The organism is Halomonas sp. KHS3, from assembly GCF_000830495.1.
GTDB lineage: Bacteria > Pseudomonadota > Gammaproteobacteria > Pseudomonadales > Halomonadaceae > Vreelandella > Vreelandella titanicae.
Map to the genome: position 1 here is coordinate 428,756 of NZ_JWHY01000001.1, position 15,514 is coordinate 444,269.

The following is a 15,514-nucleotide window of genomic DNA, read 5'->3' on the forward strand; positions in this document are numbered from 1 at the left end:
AAGCCAGCTATACTGTCAAGAGCCGCTCAACTTGAGCGGCTCTTGGCTTATATGAGAGTTACACTCATGGCACGACCAACGGCTTGGCGATACATGATCTGCGCAGCGGGGCTGCTGGTTTGCTTCCCGCTGGCTGCTCAGTCGCCTCAGGAGCAGGACATGACCCAGATCCATATCACCATGAGCGGTTCGCCGGGGGCAGAGTTTTACGCCCACTGGCGAATTACCCATGAAGGCGAAACCACCGAACACGTTGAGGAGAGCGGTACAGTGCCTGCGGAGTACACCTTTACTGGTACAGAGCTTGAAGGCACCGTTAAATTGTTAAGCGATGACGAACGGTTAGAAGTAGATATTCAAAAAGGCAGCAATCGGTCGCGTTCGTCGACTCAGGGGGCCGGGGGTACATTAACGCTGATGATTCGTTAACTTTTGCATTCTTAAAGTAATAAAAAACCGCCCCAGAAGGGGCGGTTGGCAATCACTAATTTAACAGTTTACCACTGTAAGCTGCTGGCATAGTTATTAGATCCATTTACTTGAGTATGCGTAGCGACAGCGGCGCCACCCATATTGGTATTTTGACGAATCATAGATAGGCTGTTAGATTCGTCACGTTGAACGACAGTTGCTGTATGTGCTTCGGTACCATTTTGGAAGATATACGAAGCTGAGTTATTAGCACGAATCTGCGTTACATCTGCATAATTACCGTCACCGGTTTGAGAAATATGACTCCAAGTGGTGTCAGAATTATCAAGCTGCGAGACATATGCATCATTATCATAACCATCTTGGAAGATAACTGAATCGCTTGAATCAGTGTTATTTAACTGTTCAACGTCTGCAGTGTTATCTCCAGTTCCTGTTTGACGAATATAAGAGTCGTTAAGGTTGCCGGTTTGTGTAACCCTTGCCAGGTTATTTTCACCACCAATTTGGAGCACTTCAGATTCATTTTGCTCGTTGCCGCCATTTAGGCCTTGATTGACAAACGCTTGGTTCCCAATGCCATCACTGATTTGACGAATACGGGAATACTGCTCCGTACCTTTTTGCGTGGCGTTGGCAACGTTATCACTGCCGCCATTTTGTAGTATGATTGAGTCCCGAGTATTTGGGTTAGTTGTCGTAGCATAACCATTTAAACCATTGCGAATTCCTGCTTGGGCGTCAAAAACACCCTTGCCACCATTGAAAGTATTACCATCATGGTCGTAATTAGGATCACGAGGGTCAGCAGATACGCCCATGCTTAATGCAACAGCAATAGCAGCAGCGATAGTAGTAATTTGAGTTTTCATGGTGTTTCCCCTGTTTCACGATTTACTTGCTTTGGTTATAACTGAGAAGCTGGCTGCGACTCAGTTGGTATCGATAGTGACCGGTCGTGCATAGCCCGAATAATTTTGTTGTTCGACACTTATGCTGCGAAGGCCACTGCCCGATTGAGAAAGAGCTATATCACTGTTCCGTCCAAACTGGGTTACTTGTGCTTTAATTTCAAATTGGCCACCAGTTTGACTGATATTTGCGGTATGATTTGAACCTACCTGTTTTATTAAACCAATGTTAGCGCCATTATTTTGAGAAATACTGGCTTGATTGTTATATCCATCTTGATAGATGTAGGCGATGTTACCCATTTGATAACTCGCTGAGCGAGACTGTATAACGCTAGCTTGGTTATCATTACCGTTTTGACTAATGATGCTAACGTTACTTTTTAAAAGGCTATTATGATATGTGCCTGCTGCATACTGAGTTATTCTGGCATCTTCTTCCGATGAATGTGGAAAGTCATTACCTGCGGCTAATGAGGTGGAAGCGTTGGTTAAAGAAATTGCGGCCACTAACGCAGTAAAATAGATTCGCATGTGCTGGCAGTAACTGAACGGTTTCATATTTTGCCTTTAGAAACTTTGCGTATCATTTTGTATCAATGTGTTTAGTTTGGCGTATTTTTAGAAATTAACCATAATGATTTTTTTTGAGATATCGATTGTTTTTTTAAATATGATAGAAATAATACTTATTATTAAAATTACTATAAAAGAATTAGGTTTGTAGTCATTTTAGGTATTATTTACGTATGTAACGGCCACTCGAAATGTGGCCGTTGTTACTTTTTATATAAGAAATATTAAAGCATGGGCGTTGGGGAGTTTAGGTAGTCATTAAGTATGGTATCTTGAATATTCGTCCCTGGTGCCAAGTTCCACAGGCGGTTTTCAACTCCTCTAGCAATAAGGTGAATAACTGCTGATTCAATCGCTGACATGACTGCAAGTTGAACGGGTTCATTTGTGGTAAGGCCTACTTCGGCCTCTAGCAAACGACGAAAATCGATAAAACGATAAACACCCGCTCGCATCTCTTTCGAGTAGATAGTTTTCGTAGTGGTTACGTTAGCCAGAACTTCACCGGTGGATATTTCAACCGCGCGTAAATTGACCGTTACCTGATCAACTTGGTATTGCCCTGAGGCGCCAATACCAAAATACTCAGCGCCAGCACCACCGGTACGAACATTGGATTCATAAGCGATAATGCCGCCTTCCAACATTACCGAGGCCGCACGAAGTGATGGTAGCGTATCGGGTTGACCAAAGCGTTCGAACTCTGCGCGGATAATACGTCGCTCGGTAAGCAGGTTTTGTAGTCCCACACGCTCAAGCGGTATAAACCAGCCAGAATCCGCCAGCGCACCGGTCAGCATTGCTGCTGCCCCCTGGGTAACGGCGGTGGAAAAAGTACTGGCAGGCGCTGGTCGATATTGACCTGTTTGGTCGCGAAAGTCATAGACAGACACAAATATCTGCCCAGCGGTGGGAGGCAACGATATTAAGTCCTGATAGGTTGCTCCGCGTGGGGTCAGCGTTGCGTCTGCACCTTCTAAATTTTCCGATGTGGCGACCATGCCAGCACAACCACTCAGTAAACTGGCGACAATAAGTGATGCGATAATTTTCATGGTGTTCCCCTGAGATGACGGATAATTTTTAGTGAGCTATTTTGTTGTTTTAAGGATTGAATAGCCCACCCACGCTTATTTCAGTCACATCTCCAGTTAACTTATCGACTACTCTAACTACTAATTGACCACCATTGTCGCTAACCACTACGCCAAACTCATCACTATCAAAGCTACCTTCGCTAACATCGCCCGAACTGACATCCGCTATTAATTGAGAAATGAGTCGGCTCTCTAAACTTTGTAGTAATCTTTCTGTCGCGGAAGTGGGAGTTGATCGGCTAGCGCTGGAGTCTTTATTGGTATCTTGAGCCTGCGCTTTTCCTAGTAAATAACTACCCACAAAGGGATCACCTCCAAAAGAAGGATTAAGTGGCTTATAGATTAATTCCCCAGCTTGTGCTGTTGTGGATAGCACCAAGGCCATTCCCATAACGACTAAGCAAGTTCTTTTTATTGGGTTCATTAGAAAATCTCCTCTTTTCCCAAGTCTTTGTCGGAAGATAGCGAAGCGGATATTTGCCGTTCAATCAGGGCTCTTTCGACGGTCTGCACGGCTTCCTCAGCGGTACGATCGGCTTCATTGATCCTGGGGGAGAGCTGTGTACGGAAATACATACGGTTGCCCTCCATCACCCATACTTGGCTGCCCCAGCGTGCATCGGGGCGCTCTTTAATGGTGATGGTGGCATTGCCGATAATCAGGTTATCCATCGCCCGCTGGCTGAAGGCTCGGTAGAAGGTCTTACCGGCCATGGTGATTGTTCTATCTACCATCACGCCAGTTAGCTCACTTCCTCCATTAGCGCTTCCTTGCACTCCAGGCCCATCAGGACTGGAGAGCTGATTAATAGCGTCGATCGCTTCTTGTTCGTTGGCAGGCAATGCATCGGTTGGGGCTGTTGGTTCGTTAGCTAATGCTAAAGATGACCCGATCCATACCGCCATGAAGAAAAAGATGATGGATAAACGGTGCATTGATGGCATGACAGTTACCCTTGCGCATTAGCGCTAACGATGTCGTTGAAGACTGCGTGCGGTCTCAATATTGGGCAGAATCGGGCCCAGGTTCTGATGAATCCAGTTGAGCGCTTGAATGCGGTTGTGAACGTTAATTTTGCGAAAAATGTTGTATAGGTGTGACTTAACGGTGTGTTCGCTAACAAACAGCTTTTCGGCAATTTGTTGATTAGAAGAGCCAGCACTAAGTAGGGAAATAATTTCCATTTCCCGGTTAGTGAGTCCGCAGGCTGGGCGGAAAGCATTACTTTGGTATTTGCGATAAAACAGGATTAAACGCGCCATTAAATCTCGTGACATCCACAGCTCCCCTTCAAGCAGCGAGTGGATGCCTTTACAAATTACCTCAAGGCTTTCATTGCGATAAAAAACGCCTTTTAACTGAGCGCACGAAAGTGCTTCAAGGGCGTGATCCATATCATGAATATTGAAGGCCGCTAGAGGAGTTTTAGTTAACGTGTCGGGTAACTTATCTTGCCACTCTGGCAGTGCATCAATGCCAATATGATCGCTGTCAATGAGAATCAGCAAGTTGCCCGATGCGGAAATAGGTAATGCTGTATGAGGAGAATGGATACTAATTTGACAGCCGGTGTGTTTGTTCAAGTACTCAGCGAACAACTGAACCTGGGGACTTTTTTCGGTAACGACATACACCGTTCCGGTAGACTTTTCCTGCGACATTGGGTGGCCCTCGTGGAAAGAAAGAGTGAGCAGGTAACCACTGAAGTGTTGACCATAAGATACGTTTCGTAAAGTTTTGTTATTAAATATATGGTAAAAATATTTTTCATCTCTTCAATATTTTCATTAATATGGAAAATATTGTTATTTAACAAATGTTTATTATTAATTAAGCAATAAATTAATTACCTAATTATTAGATACGTTATGTAACATTTTGATGGCTTTTGATACCAGCAGTGAGCGCGTAAACTGCAGTTCTACTGTTAGGAGTACATACCATGGCCGCCGTCAATACCCTTGTACTTGCCAGTGGCAATACAGGAAAATTAAGAGAATTCAGTCAGTTACTTTCACCTTTGGGGTTCGATGTTCGCCCCCAGGCGGATTTTGGCGTCACGGATGTGGAAGAGACGGGGCTAACCTTCGTCGAAAATGCACTGTTAAAAGCGCGTGAAGCGAGCCTCATCAGTGGATTACCTGCATTAGCTGACGATTCTGGGCTTGAAGTAGACGCACTCAATGGTGCGCCCGGTATCTATTCCGCTCGGTATGGCGGTGAGCCGAGAAGTGACGAGAAAAATAACCAAACGTTGTTAGCCGCATTAAGTGACTGTGCGGAAGGGCAGAGAAGTGGACGTTACTGGTGTGTGCTGGTTTATTTGCGCCATCCGAAGGATCCGGTGCCGGTCATTGTGCAACGGAGTTGGGAAGGCGAAATTCTTGCTCATCCCCGAGGGAAGGAGGGGTTTGGCTATGATCCGCTTTTCTGGTTACCTGATCAGGGTATGAGCGTCGCCGAGCTGCCCAGCGAAAGTAAAAATCGCCTTAGCCATCGTGGTCGCGCGTTGCAGGGGTTAGTGGAGTTACTGAAGGTGGCGCATGGCTGATACGTTGCCGCCACTCTCTCTCTATATCCACACGCCCTGGTGTGTCCGTAAATGTCCGTACTGTGATTTCAATTCTCATGAGCCGGGCACACACGGTTTTACACCGCGAGATTTACCTGAAGCCGCCTATCTATATGCGCTGTTACAAGACCTGGATAGTGATCTTGACCTGGCGGCTGGTCGAGAAATTAAAACCATCTTTATAGGCGGTGGGACTCCCAGCCTGCTGTCCCCCGCATTTTATGAACGATTACTGAAAGAGATCCGGATCCGTTTACCCTTCTCTAAAGAGATAGAAATTACCTTAGAGGCTAATCCAGGTACCACGGAGCAAGAGCGTTTCATTGGTTACCGGAAAGCAGGCATTAACCGTCTTTCGCTGGGTATTCAAAGTTTTCAGCCTGATCAACTGCATGCGCTGGGGCGAATTCATAGCGGTGATGAAGCGATTACTGCGGTAGCACAGGCGCGCCAGGCAGGCTTTACCAACATTAACATTGACCTTATGCACGGTTTGCCTGATCAAACGCCTCAATTGGCGATGGATGATATTGCCCAAGCGCTGGCATTGGCACCTGAACATCTCTCTTGGTATCAGTTGACCCTTGAACCGAATACCGCCTTTCACTCCCACCCCCCGGTACTGCCAGAGGAAGAGGCGCTTTGGGATATTCAGGATAAAGGGCATCAGCTCCTAGAGCAGGCGGGCTTCAAACGCTACGAGATCTCGGCTTACGCTAGTGCCGGTCACCAGAGTCGCCATAACCTTAATTACTGGCAGTTTGGTGACTACCTAGGGATTGGCGCTGGTGCCCATGGCAAGCTTAGCCGTATTGACTCAAATGGAGAGTGGCACATTGAACGGCGCTGGAAAACTCGCCAGCCAGACGCCTACCTAAAGCGCGTAGATGATCTGCGTGGCTTTATCGCCGGTAAACAGCTGATAAAAACGGATGAGCTACCGTTGGAGTTTGCCATGAACGCTTTACGTCTCACCGACGGGGTGTCGCTTGAAACATGGAGAGCTAACACCGGTGAAGCGCCTGCAAGGTTACTCACGCGTTTACAATCTGCCGAGAAAAAAGGACTTTTGATGCAAATGCCTGAAAAACTGCGTGCATCGCCTCAAGGTCTATTATTCTTGAATGAGTTGCTAGCTTTGATCAGTGATGATTGACCAGCAATCTACAGAAATTTTTTTCTGAAATAACAGACTTGAACCATCAAGCTTGACGACTTACAAGGAGTGAGTGATGCGAATTTCTCGACTACTGACACCGTTGGCGGCTGCTATTCTACTGGCCGGTTGTGCTACATCGGATCCTTACGGTGGCCAAACGCAGCGCTCTAGCACCGCTATGGGCACCGGGATTGGTGCCGCCGTGGGGGCCGCTGCAGGCGCTCTGTCTGGTGATGGCAGCACCAGCCGTCGTGACCGTGCACTAATTGGTGCTGCCGTGGGCGCAGCAGCGGGCGCTGGTATTGGTGTTTATATGGATCGCCAAGAGCAGCAGCTACGTGAAAACCTACAGGGGTCACGCATTGAAATCGATCGCCGTGGCGACGATATCGTGCTCAATATGCCCAGCGGCGTTACCTTTGGCTTTGACTCTGCTGAGTTGACTAGTGAAGCGCGTGGCTCACTCAATGAAGTTGCTAACGTACTTTCTCAGTACCAGGATACCCGCGTTAGTATCGCTGGCCACACCGATAGTACCGGTGACGCGAGCTATAACCAGCGTCTATCTGAGCGCCGTGCCCAAGCCGTCTCCAGCTACTTGTCTCAGAACGGCGTTTCATCCATGCGCCTGAATACTTCTGGTTACGGTGCTACTCAGCCAGTCGCCAGCAACGACAATGAGCAGGGCCGTGCTCAAAACCGTCGGGTAGAAATTACCTTGACGCCTACCGGTAACGGCCAGGGCTAAGCCTCTTAAAGCTGCACATTGCCGTTCAAAGCCCGCTATGCTCCTATAGCGGGCTTTTTTCGTTCACCTGTTTACGAGCTACCATGCTGTCCTACCAACACGCCTACCACGCCGGTAATTTTGCCGATGTACACAAACATCTGACGCTTTACGCCGTCACTGATTACCTATTACGTAAAAAAACACCTATTACATATATAGACACACATGCCGGTAGAGGGCTTTATCCATTAGCCACCAAAGAGACCCAGCGACTCCAAGAGTACCGTGAGGGCATCTGGCCACTGTGGCAGAAGCGTGAACAGCTAACCGACGCGCTGCTGGGAAGCTGGTTAAACGCTATTGTTGGGGCGCAGCCAGATCATAATGAATTGACCCTCTACCCAGGCTCGCCCTGGTGGCTGAGCCAGCCGCTGCGCGAGCACGATCGTCTGTGCCTGTTTGAGCTGCACCCGGGCGAACACCAGCACTTGAATGGCCAGGCGCTCCCTGCGCAGGTCAAGCGCGTGTATGGCGACGGGCTGGCAGGGCTTAGAGCGATGCTGCCGGTAGCAACACCCAGGGTATGCGTGCTGATTGACCCAAGCTTTGAGCGCAAGGTGGAGTACCAGGAGGTCGCTGACACTGCTATCCAGGCCCTGGAAAAGGCTCGCCATGCGGTGATGATGATCTGGTACCCGCTGCTGCCTGCCGGGCATCACCAAATGCTGTTGGACGTGCTGCAGGCCAGTGGAATACGCAAGATATGGCGCAGCGAGCTGCTGCTGCGCGAACCTGGCGAGCAGGCTCACGGCATGTTCGGTAGCGGTATGCTGGTGATCAATCCGCCCTGGGGGTTGGATAAACGCCTGGCAGCAGCGATGGCAGAAATTACCCCGCTGCTCGGCGCTGATAGCCGCTATCAGGCGGATTGGTGGGTGGGAGAGTAGTTGTCGAAAAAAGTAACTCTATTTGCCGATGCAAAAACTGCCAAAAATTTCGCCCAATAAATCATCGGCGCTGAATTCGCCAGTGATCTCGCCTAAGGCTTGTTGGGCGTCGCGCAAATCTTCCGCCAGCAGTTCCCCTGCGCCATATCCATCCAACTGAGCACGGCCGGTATCAAGGGCTGCCATGGCGCGATCTAGGGCGTCCAGGTGCCTTCGGCGGGCGGAGAAGCGACCCTCGGTGGTGGCGGCAAAACCCATCACATCCTTCAGATGCGCTTTCAAGTTATCCACACCCGTACCGGTTTTCGCCGATAGGCGCACAATGGGTATGGTTGTGGATAAATCAATGCCCGCCGGCTCGGCACTGGTATCGATTTTATTACGCACCAGGGTTAAGCGGCTCTGGTCGGGCAGGCGAGCGACAAACTCCGGCCAGATGGCCATGGGGTCGGTTGAAGTAGTGGTGCTGGCATCAACGAGTAGCAGCACTCGGTCGGCTTTCTCTATTTCGGCCCAGGCACGTGCGACACCAATTTTCTCCACCGCATCAGGCGTATCGCGCAATCCAGCGGTGTCGATGATATGTAGGGGCATACCATCAATATGAATGTGCTCACGGAGCACGTCCCGGGTCGTGCCCGCGATATCCGTCACAATGGCGGTATCTTGTTCGGTCAGCGCATTTAGCAGGCTCGACTTCCCCGCATTGGGTCGCCCGGCAATGACCACGCTCATTCCTTCTCGCAGCAGTGCACCTTGGCCTGCCGCCTGGCGTACGTCGCTCAGCGCTTGCTGGACGCTGCTTAAGTGCTGGGCAACGTGACCGTCGGCAAGAAAGTCGATCTCCTCTTCGGGGAAGTCGATCGCCGCTTCAACGTAAACGCGCAGTTCGATCAAGCGCTCCACCAGCGCAGAAACGCGCTTCGAGAACTCACCCTGGAGCGAGCGTACAGCGTTTTCTGCCGCCGAGCGTGAGGTGGCATCGATGAGATCGGCAATCGCTTCCGCCTGAGCCAGATCGAGCTTATCGTTCAAAAATGCCCGTTCGGAAAACTCTCCCGGCCGCGCCAGGCGGGCACCCAAGACCACACAGCGCTCCAGCAGCATATCCATAATAATCGGGCCGCCGTGTCCCTGGAGTTCCAGTACGTCTTCACCGGTAAACGAATGGGGGCCGTTGAAGAACAGGGCGATGCCTTCATCAATGCTCCCTTCTGCGCCTTGGAATGGGCCGTAGTGAGCGTATCGCGGGGCAGGGCAATGCCCAACCATGGCTTGAGCGATTTCGCGGCAGGCGGGCCCGGAGACGCGGATAATACCCACGCCGCCGCGTCCTGGGGGAGTTGCCAGCGCCGCAATGGTGTCAGGCGTATAGAGGCGTTCGGCCATGGTGAATCTCTTAGTCAATTGGCAGAAGTAGCATTTGATCGGTCTAGCATCGATCTACATAGTTTGGATTTGTCGACCTTAAAACGCCAGACCCCCGCTCGGGGCGGGGGTCTGAAGGGCGATGACAAAGGCAGTCTATTTGGTTTTCATGCCTTTGCCGATACTCGGATCATTTTCGATTTTGCGCGTGATGTAGTACTGCTGCGCCACCGAAATGATGTTGTTGACCACCCAGTAAATAACCAGACCGGCCGGGAACCACAGGAAGAAGAAAGTAAAGATGATGGGTAGCATCTTCATGATCTTCGCCTGCATAGGATCCGGAGGTGTCGGGTTCAACATTTGCTGAACGAACATCGAAATGCCCATCAGAATCGGCAGAATGAAGTACGGATCCTTCACCGATAGATCCTGAATCCAGAAGATAAACGGCGCATGCCGCAGTTCAACCGACTCCAGCAACATCCAGTAGAGAGCGATGAAGACAGGCATCTGAATCACAATAGGTAGACAGCCCCCCAGCGGATTAATCTTCTCCTTCTGGTAGAACTTCATCATCTCTTGCGACATTTTCTGCCGGTCGTCGCCATACATCTCTTTCAGGCGCTGCATTTCCGGGCCGAGTTTACGCATCCTACCCATGGATTTGTAAGCTTTGGCTGAAAGCGGGAACAGCACTGTCTTAACCAGTATGGTCAACAGGACAATCGACCAACCCCAGTTACCGACTACCTCGTGGATATGATCCAGCAGCCAGAAGAGGGGGTTAGCAATAAACCATAACCAGCCATAATCTACGGTTAATTGCAGGTTGGGAGCGACTTGTTCCAGATAGTCCTGCACTTTTGGCCCGACGTACAGAGTGGCGCCTAGAGTGGTTTCACTATCGGCGGCCACAGTGCTGGTGGGGCCAGCAAAGGCTACGACGTTACGATTACTGGAGTCGGTGGTGACGTAGAAAAGGTTTTGCTGATCCTGCTGAGGCGCCCATGCCGACACAAAGTAGTGCTGAATAATGGCTATCCAGCCGCCCTGTGCTTCACGGTTTTCGAAGTTATGGCTTTGAATATCCTCAAAGTCGATCTTCTCGTAGCGTGCATCTGGCGTTGAGTAAGCGGCCCCTAAGTAGGATTTCATACCCATGGAGACACCGCTTGATGGGTCAGGGCTATTGTCGCGTGCCAACTGACCAATAAAGCGCGCACTAACCGGTGCGTCGGTGTTATTGGCCAGGTAGTAGTTGACGTTGACCGCATAGCTGCCGCGCTCAAAGGTAAGCCGCTTAATGACCTCAACGCCGTTAACATCAGCGGTTAGATCAACGCTTAGCTCGTCATCGTTATCGCCTAAACGATACTCCGAGTTTTCAGGCGTGAACGCGATACGGCTGGCTTGGCCATCGAGCTGCAGGCCTGAGCGAGCCACGTAACTACGGCTGCTGTTATCGGATAACAGCACATAGTTACGGTCTGAATCCAGAGAGAGTTTGTGCTGCGGTAACGCGGCATAAACAATATCGCCACCGTGTGGATCAATACGCACATCCAGAACATCGGTGGTCACGGCAATGAAGTCGCGGCTTGATGTCTCGCTTTCGGTATCAGGAATACCTTCACCTACCGCACTTTGCTGTGAAGACGTGCTCGGCACCGCTAAGCCGCTTTCTCCATCTTCAGCATTGCTAGGAGACGTGGAATTGCTGCGTTGCGTCGTTTCAGGCACTGAATCGTAATTCGGCTGCCCGTAATCCTGATTCCACTGGACGACTAGCAAGTAAGCGAGTACGGCTAGTGGAATCAGTAATAAAAGTCGTTTTACGTCCATGAGGGTTCTGCCCGCTGGGTGGTGAACATGCTAATGGCGCAGTGTCATTTACTCGACTCTTGACACACGAAAGCCTGCCAGTTGGCAGGCCGAGGTCGAGCGGCGAGGGGTGCACCAAAGGTCACGTGTCACGCTTAGGCGTTGGTGCTGCGATCACCGCCTGTGCGTCACGCTGTAGTCGTTTCCACATGCCGTGTAACTGGCGATGCAAGGTGTCGTTATCGAGATCCTGAACGCCACGTCGCGCAAGTACCACTATATCCACAGAGGGTAGGTGATCTTGACGAAGGCGAACGGATTCTCGAACCAGACGCTTGAAACGGTTGCGATCTACGGCGCGCTTAACATTTTTTTTGCTGACCACCAGTCCAAGGCGGGGGTGTCCCCGAGTACTAAAGCGAACTAACGCCATCATACCTTTGCCATGCACTTTCAGGTCGGCTTGCTCAAACACGTGACTAAAGTCCCCAGCATTTAGTAACCGTAATTGCCGGGGAAAGCCTTGCTGCGGTACACGCAATCTGAGATCAGGCGCTCAGACGCTTGCGGCCCTTGGCACGGCGACGTGCGAGGACGGCGCGACCGTTTTTGGTTGCCATACGAGCACGGAAGCCATGCGCGCGCTTGCGCTTGAGAACGCTAGGTTGAAAAGTGCGTTTCATAACTCGTTATTCCCACGTGGTTTAGGACGGAAAGTGAATTCCAAAAAGCCCGGTCCAGTGAGGAACTAGCCGGGGAGATTCAATTCAAGACCGGAAATTGTAGAGACTTCCTCTGCTGGGTGCAATTTTTCCTTGCATAAAAGCGTTATCACGCCTCAACCAGCGTGCTTGATACGGAAAGAGTAGCCATTAATAAAGTCACTATTATTACTAATAGGTAGTTCTAAACCTGTTGTTATTAATAGTGGGGATACTATTTGTGGATAAGTGGTTTTAAACGATATTTTTCAATTGCCTATAACAATAAAAAATCTGTGTGTAAGTCCCGTATAAGCCGTCTACAAGGTGTTGGCGAGATGTGATTAACCCGTGTGTAAGACACGTATTTAACGATTATCCCCGTCCCTCCACAAGGTTTTCCCATGGGCTCATCGCTAGTTGTCCACAGGCCAATATTGAGGGCTAAACCCGTGTGGATAACCGAGGCTTTGGGCGCTACAATGGTCGGCCGTTTTCAACCGATGGTGAGATGAGTGTCACTGACGCTTTGGCAACAGTGCCTGGACAACCTGCAGGATGAGCTGAATTCACAGCAGTTCAATACCTGGATACGCCCGCTGCAGGCAGAAGAAGGAGAGTCCAACGAGCTGCGCTTATTGGCGCCGAATCGTTTTGTGCGCGATTGGGTGAACGATAAGTATGCCAAGCGGATTAGTGAGCTGATGCGTGAACTCGCACCGGCCAAGCCGCCAAAGGTCAGCCTGACGGTGGGTAGTCGCCGTTTGGCAGCCCAGGCCCCTCAGCATCGTGATTTAGGTAATCCTGTATCGGCTTCGCCGTCGCGGCCAGCATCGCCAGCGGTACATACGCCGCCACGCGGCGATATTGCTGATGAGCGTGAAATCGATAGGCTGCGCGATGAAGCGCCGAGTCGGCGTAATAATGAACGTCAGGTACAGGTAGAAGGCAGTCTGAAACATGGCAGCGGGCTCAATCCGAATTTTACTTTCGATACGTTCGTGGAAGGTAAGTCTAACCAGTTGGCTCGTGCTGCCTCCCGCCAGGTGTCTGAAAACCCTGGTGGCGCTTATAACCCCTTGTTTTTATACGGCGGCGTAGGCTTGGGTAAAACCCACTTAATGCATGCAGTGGGGAACGCATTGGCAACCCGGCGTGAAAACGCCCGGGTGGTATACCTGCACTCAGAGCGGTTTGTCGCCGATATGGTTAAAGCGCTCCAGCTTAATGCGATTAATGATTTTAAGCGTTTTTATCGCAGTGTTGATGCGTTACTTATTGATGACATTCAGTTTTTTGCTGGAAAAGAGCGCTCTCAAGAAGAGTTTTTTCATACCTTCAATGCGTTATTAGAAGGTGGTCAGCAAATGATCCTGACCTCTGATCGCTATCCTAAAGAGATCAGTGGGGTAGAGGAGCGCCTTAAATCACGCTTTGGTTGGGGGCTTACGGTCGCGATAGAGCCGCCTGAGCTTGAAACCCGTGTGGCCATCTTGATGAAAAAGGCCGACCAGGCTAAGGTCGATTTGCCTCACGATGCGGCTTTCTTCATTGCGCAAAAAATTCGTTCCAACGTGCGCGAATTGGAAGGTGCGCTGAAAAAAGTCATTGCTGATTCGCACTTTATGGGTAAAACGATTACCCAAGACTTTATTCGTGAGTCTCTGAAAGATCTGTTAGCGCTTCAGGATAAGCAGGTAGGGGTAGATAATATTCAGCGTACGGTCGCCGAATATTACAAGATTAAGGTGGCGGATCTGCTTTCGAAGCGCCGTTCACGCTCAGTTGCCCGCCCTCGTCAGGTGGCGATGGCGCTTGCTAAAGAGCTCACCAATCACAGCTTACCTGAGATTGGCGATGCCTTTGGCGGGCGTGACCACACAACGGTGTTGCACGCTTGCCGAAAAGTGAAATCCTTGCAGGAAGAGAGCGCGGATATTCGTGAGGATTACAAGAATTTACTGCGCCTGTTGACCAGTTAATCATTCCATGGGACGGGCCTGTTATACGCAGGTCTTTCAGGATATAGAACCGGAGTATTGATGAAATTTTCGATTTCCCGAGAGGCGCTGCTACGTCCGCTGACTCTGGTCGCTGGTGTTGTTGAGCGCCGTCAAACGCTGCCAGTACTGTCTAATGTGCTGATTCAGGTAGAGGGTGACCAGGTGTCGCTCACCGGTACTGACTTAGAAGTCGAGCTCGTGGGCCGCACGGTGGCAAGCCAGGTCGATCAGGCGGGCTCCGCGACAGTGCCAGCGCGTAAGCTGATGGATATCTGCAAATCATTGCCCGATCAGTCCGACATTCAGCTCGCCGTTGAAGAGGGCCGCGCGGTACTACGCAGTGGCCGTTCACGTTTTACGTTGTCGACGCTCCCGGTCGCTGAATTCCCCAATATCGAAGATGCGGACGGCAGCCAGGAGATTAGCGTACCCCGCGGTACCCTAAAGCACCTGATAGAAGCGACCTCGTTTGCCATGGCGCAGCAGGATGTGCGGTACTACCTCAACGGTATGCTGCTGGAAATTCAAAGCAATTTGCTTCGCACGGTCGCTACTGACGGGCACCGTTTGGCGATGTGCTCGCGGCCAATCGAGGTCTCTGTGAGCCAGTCTCAAAAGCTGATTGTGCCCCGGAAGGGGATTTTAGAGCTGTCGCGCTTGCTAGACGATAGCGATGAGCCTGTCAGCCTGACGCTTGGCTCCAGTCATGTGCGTGCTCATACAGGCGACTTTACCTTCACCTCCAAGTTAATCGACGGTAAATTTCCTGACTATGAGCGTGTCGTGCCGCGCAATGGCGATAAAGTATTGATTGCCGAGCGTGCGGAGCTTCGCCAAGTACTTTCACGTACTGCTATCCTCTCTAATGAGAAGTACCGTGGTGTGCGCCTTTATCTTGAAGAGAACAACCTTAAGGTAATGGCCAACAACCCCGAGCAGGAGGAAGCGGAGGAGAATATCGCCGTTGAGTATAACGGCGGGGCAATGGAAGTTGGTTTTAACGTCGGCTATTTAGTTGATGTACTAACAGTGCTAAATGAAGATCGCGTGCAGATTACCCTGGCTGATCCCAATAGTAGCGCGCTGCTGGAAGAGCCCGGCGGCGGTGATGCGCTTTATGTCGTTATGCCGATGCGCCTGTAAACGCTTTGGGCGGGTAACAGCAATACGTAAGCAAGCTACGTTAGCGGCGC

General features: G+C 50.5%; 17 protein-coding genes. 7 read left to right on the top strand and 10 right to left on the bottom strand.

Going from position 1 to position 15,514, the window contains the following annotated elements; genetic code table 11:
- Positions 1-66 precede the first annotated feature (66 nt).
- The gene (locus tag RO22_RS02040; protein ID WP_223828047.1) at positions 67-429 is read left to right on the top strand and encodes a hypothetical protein; all 363 of its coding nucleotides are present in this window, start codon (positions 67-69) and stop codon (positions 427-429) included.
- A 68-nt stretch (positions 430-497) separates the two neighbouring features.
- Here the strand turns inward: RO22_RS02040 and RO22_RS02045 are convergent, their stop codons facing one another.
- From RO22_RS02045 to RO22_RS02070, 6 genes are all read right to left on the bottom strand, one after another.
- Complete coding sequence (locus tag RO22_RS02045; protein WP_041157456.1) at positions 498-1,304, bottom strand: hypothetical protein; 807 nt, start codon at positions 1,302-1,304, stop codon at positions 498-500.
- Positions 1,305-1,364: 60 nt separating this feature from the next.
- Positions 1,365-1,904, bottom strand: coding sequence for a hypothetical protein (locus RO22_RS02050; protein ID WP_052475483.1), 540 nt, complete (start codon positions 1,902-1,904; stop codon positions 1,365-1,367).
- A gap of 239 nt (positions 1,905-2,143) precedes the next feature.
- Complete coding sequence (locus RO22_RS02055) at positions 2,144-2,974, bottom strand: CsgG/HfaB family protein (RefSeq protein WP_041157457.1); 831 nt, start codon at positions 2,972-2,974, stop codon at positions 2,144-2,146.
- Positions 2,975-3,023: 49 nt separating this feature from the next.
- Positions 3,024-3,440: a curli assembly protein CsgF gene (locus RO22_RS02060; protein WP_022521037.1), complete on the bottom strand. Its 417-nt coding sequence runs from the start codon at positions 3,438-3,440 to the stop codon at positions 3,024-3,026.
- A complete protein-coding gene (locus tag RO22_RS02065) occupies positions 3,440-3,961 on the bottom strand; it encodes a CsgE family curli-type amyloid fiber assembly protein (RefSeq protein WP_041157458.1) in 522 nt (173 codons plus the stop codon). Before RO22_RS02065 ends, RO22_RS02060 begins: the two co-directional genes overlap by 1 nt.
- 24 nt (positions 3,962-3,985) lie before the next feature.
- Positions 3,986-4,678 (bottom strand): response regulator transcription factor, encoded by a 693-nt coding sequence (locus tag RO22_RS02070; protein ID WP_027958498.1) that lies wholly within the window; start codon positions 4,676-4,678, stop codon positions 3,986-3,988.
- Positions 4,679-4,959: 281 nt separating this feature from the next.
- Here RO22_RS02070 and rdgB point away from each other — a divergent pair, with 281 nt between their 5' ends.
- From rdgB to RO22_RS02090, 4 genes are all read left to right on the top strand, one after another.
- The gene (rdgB, locus tag RO22_RS02075) at positions 4,960-5,568 is read left to right on the top strand and encodes an RdgB/HAM1 family non-canonical purine NTP pyrophosphatase (protein ID WP_009286354.1); all 609 of its coding nucleotides are present in this window, start codon (positions 4,960-4,962) and stop codon (positions 5,566-5,568) included.
- On the top strand, positions 5,561-6,745 hold the full coding sequence (hemW, locus tag RO22_RS02080) for a radical SAM family heme chaperone HemW (protein ID WP_009286355.1): 1,185 nt from the start codon (positions 5,561-5,563) through the stop codon (positions 6,743-6,745). The genes rdgB and hemW overlap by 8 nt, the downstream gene beginning before the upstream one ends.
- 76 nt (positions 6,746-6,821) lie before the next feature.
- Complete coding sequence (locus tag RO22_RS02085; protein ID WP_027958496.1) at positions 6,822-7,496, top strand: OmpA family protein; 675 nt, start codon at positions 6,822-6,824, stop codon at positions 7,494-7,496.
- A gap of 83 nt (positions 7,497-7,579) precedes the next feature.
- Positions 7,580-8,425, top strand: a complete 846-nt coding sequence (locus RO22_RS02090) for a 23S rRNA (adenine(2030)-N(6))-methyltransferase RlmJ (RefSeq protein WP_009286356.1) — start codon at positions 7,580-7,582, stop codon at positions 8,423-8,425.
- 18 nt (positions 8,426-8,443) lie between these two features.
- On the opposite strand, the gene mnmE is transcribed toward RO22_RS02090, so the two are convergent.
- The 4 genes from mnmE to rpmH all read right to left on the bottom strand — a co-directional run bounded on the left by mnmE (position 8,444) and on the right by rpmH (position 12,300).
- The gene (gene mnmE, locus RO22_RS02095) at positions 8,444-9,814 is read right to left on the bottom strand and encodes a tRNA uridine-5-carboxymethylaminomethyl(34) synthesis GTPase MnmE (protein WP_039857850.1); all 1,371 of its coding nucleotides are present in this window, start codon (positions 9,812-9,814) and stop codon (positions 8,444-8,446) included.
- A 135-nt stretch (positions 9,815-9,949) separates the two neighbouring features.
- Positions 9,950-11,638 (bottom strand): membrane protein insertase YidC, encoded by a 1,689-nt coding sequence (yidC, locus tag RO22_RS02100; RefSeq protein WP_009286358.1) that lies wholly within the window; start codon positions 11,636-11,638, stop codon positions 9,950-9,952.
- A 121-nt stretch (positions 11,639-11,759) separates the two neighbouring features.
- Complete coding sequence (gene rnpA, locus RO22_RS02105) at positions 11,760-12,158, bottom strand: ribonuclease P protein component (RefSeq protein WP_027958493.1); 399 nt, start codon at positions 12,156-12,158, stop codon at positions 11,760-11,762.
- 7 nt (positions 12,159-12,165) lie between these two features.
- On the bottom strand, positions 12,166-12,300 hold the full coding sequence (gene rpmH, locus RO22_RS02110; RefSeq protein ID WP_008959105.1) for a 50S ribosomal protein L34: 135 nt from the start codon (positions 12,298-12,300) through the stop codon (positions 12,166-12,168).
- 533 nt (positions 12,301-12,833) lie between these two features.
- Here rpmH and dnaA point away from each other — a divergent pair.
- Both dnaA and dnaN read left to right on the top strand, forming a co-directional pair.
- Positions 12,834-14,300: a chromosomal replication initiator protein DnaA gene (gene dnaA, locus RO22_RS02115; protein WP_041157459.1), complete on the top strand. Its 1,467-nt coding sequence runs from the start codon at positions 12,834-12,836 to the stop codon at positions 14,298-14,300.
- Between the two features lie 60 nt (positions 14,301-14,360).
- Positions 14,361-15,464: a DNA polymerase III subunit beta gene (gene dnaN, locus RO22_RS02120; protein WP_022521028.1), complete on the top strand. Its 1,104-nt coding sequence runs from the start codon at positions 14,361-14,363 to the stop codon at positions 15,462-15,464.
- The last annotated feature ends 50 nt before the right edge of the window (positions 15,465-15,514 follow it).

Excerpts from the sequence above, each read along its gene's own strand:
- yidC (WP_009286358.1), bottom strand. The coding sequence starts at position 11,638 with ATGGACGTAAAACGACTTTTATTACTGATTCCACTAGCCGTACTCGCT.
- RO22_RS02050 (WP_052475483.1), bottom strand. The coding sequence starts at position 1,904 with ATGAAACCGTTCAGTTACTGCCAGCACATGCGAATCTATTTTACTGCG.
- RO22_RS02060 (WP_022521037.1), bottom strand. The coding sequence starts at position 3,440 with ATGAACCCAATAAAAAGAACTTGCTTAGTCGTTATGGGAATGGCCTTG.
- RO22_RS02040 (WP_223828047.1), top strand. The coding sequence starts at position 67 with ATGGCACGACCAACGGCTTGGCGATACATGATCTGCGCAGCGGGGCTG.
- RO22_RS02090 (WP_009286356.1), top strand. The coding sequence starts at position 7,580 with ATGCTGTCCTACCAACACGCCTACCACGCCGGTAATTTTGCCGATGTA.
- RO22_RS02070 (WP_027958498.1), bottom strand. The coding sequence starts at position 4,678 with ATGTCGCAGGAAAAGTCTACCGGAACGGTGTATGTCGTTACCGAAAAA.
- RO22_RS02085 (WP_027958496.1), top strand. The coding sequence starts at position 6,822 with ATGCGAATTTCTCGACTACTGACACCGTTGGCGGCTGCTATTCTACTG.
- hemW (WP_009286355.1), top strand. The coding sequence starts at position 5,561 with ATGGCTGATACGTTGCCGCCACTCTCTCTCTATATCCACACGCCCTGG.
- rdgB (WP_009286354.1), top strand. The coding sequence starts at position 4,960 with ATGGCCGCCGTCAATACCCTTGTACTTGCCAGTGGCAATACAGGAAAA.
- mnmE (WP_039857850.1), bottom strand. The coding sequence starts at position 9,814 with ATGGCCGAACGCCTCTATACGCCTGACACCATTGCGGCGCTGGCAACT.
- dnaN (WP_022521028.1), top strand. The coding sequence starts at position 14,361 with ATGAAATTTTCGATTTCCCGAGAGGCGCTGCTACGTCCGCTGACTCTG.
- RO22_RS02055 (WP_041157457.1), bottom strand. The coding sequence starts at position 2,974 with ATGAAAATTATCGCATCACTTATTGTCGCCAGTTTACTGAGTGGTTGT.
- rpmH (WP_008959105.1), bottom strand. The coding sequence starts at position 12,300 with ATGAAACGCACTTTTCAACCTAGCGTTCTCAAGCGCAAGCGCGCGCAT.
- RO22_RS02065 (WP_041157458.1), bottom strand. The coding sequence starts at position 3,961 with ATGCCATCAATGCACCGTTTATCCATCATCTTTTTCTTCATGGCGGTA.
- RO22_RS02045 (WP_041157456.1), bottom strand. The coding sequence starts at position 1,304 with ATGAAAACTCAAATTACTACTATCGCTGCTGCTATTGCTGTTGCATTA.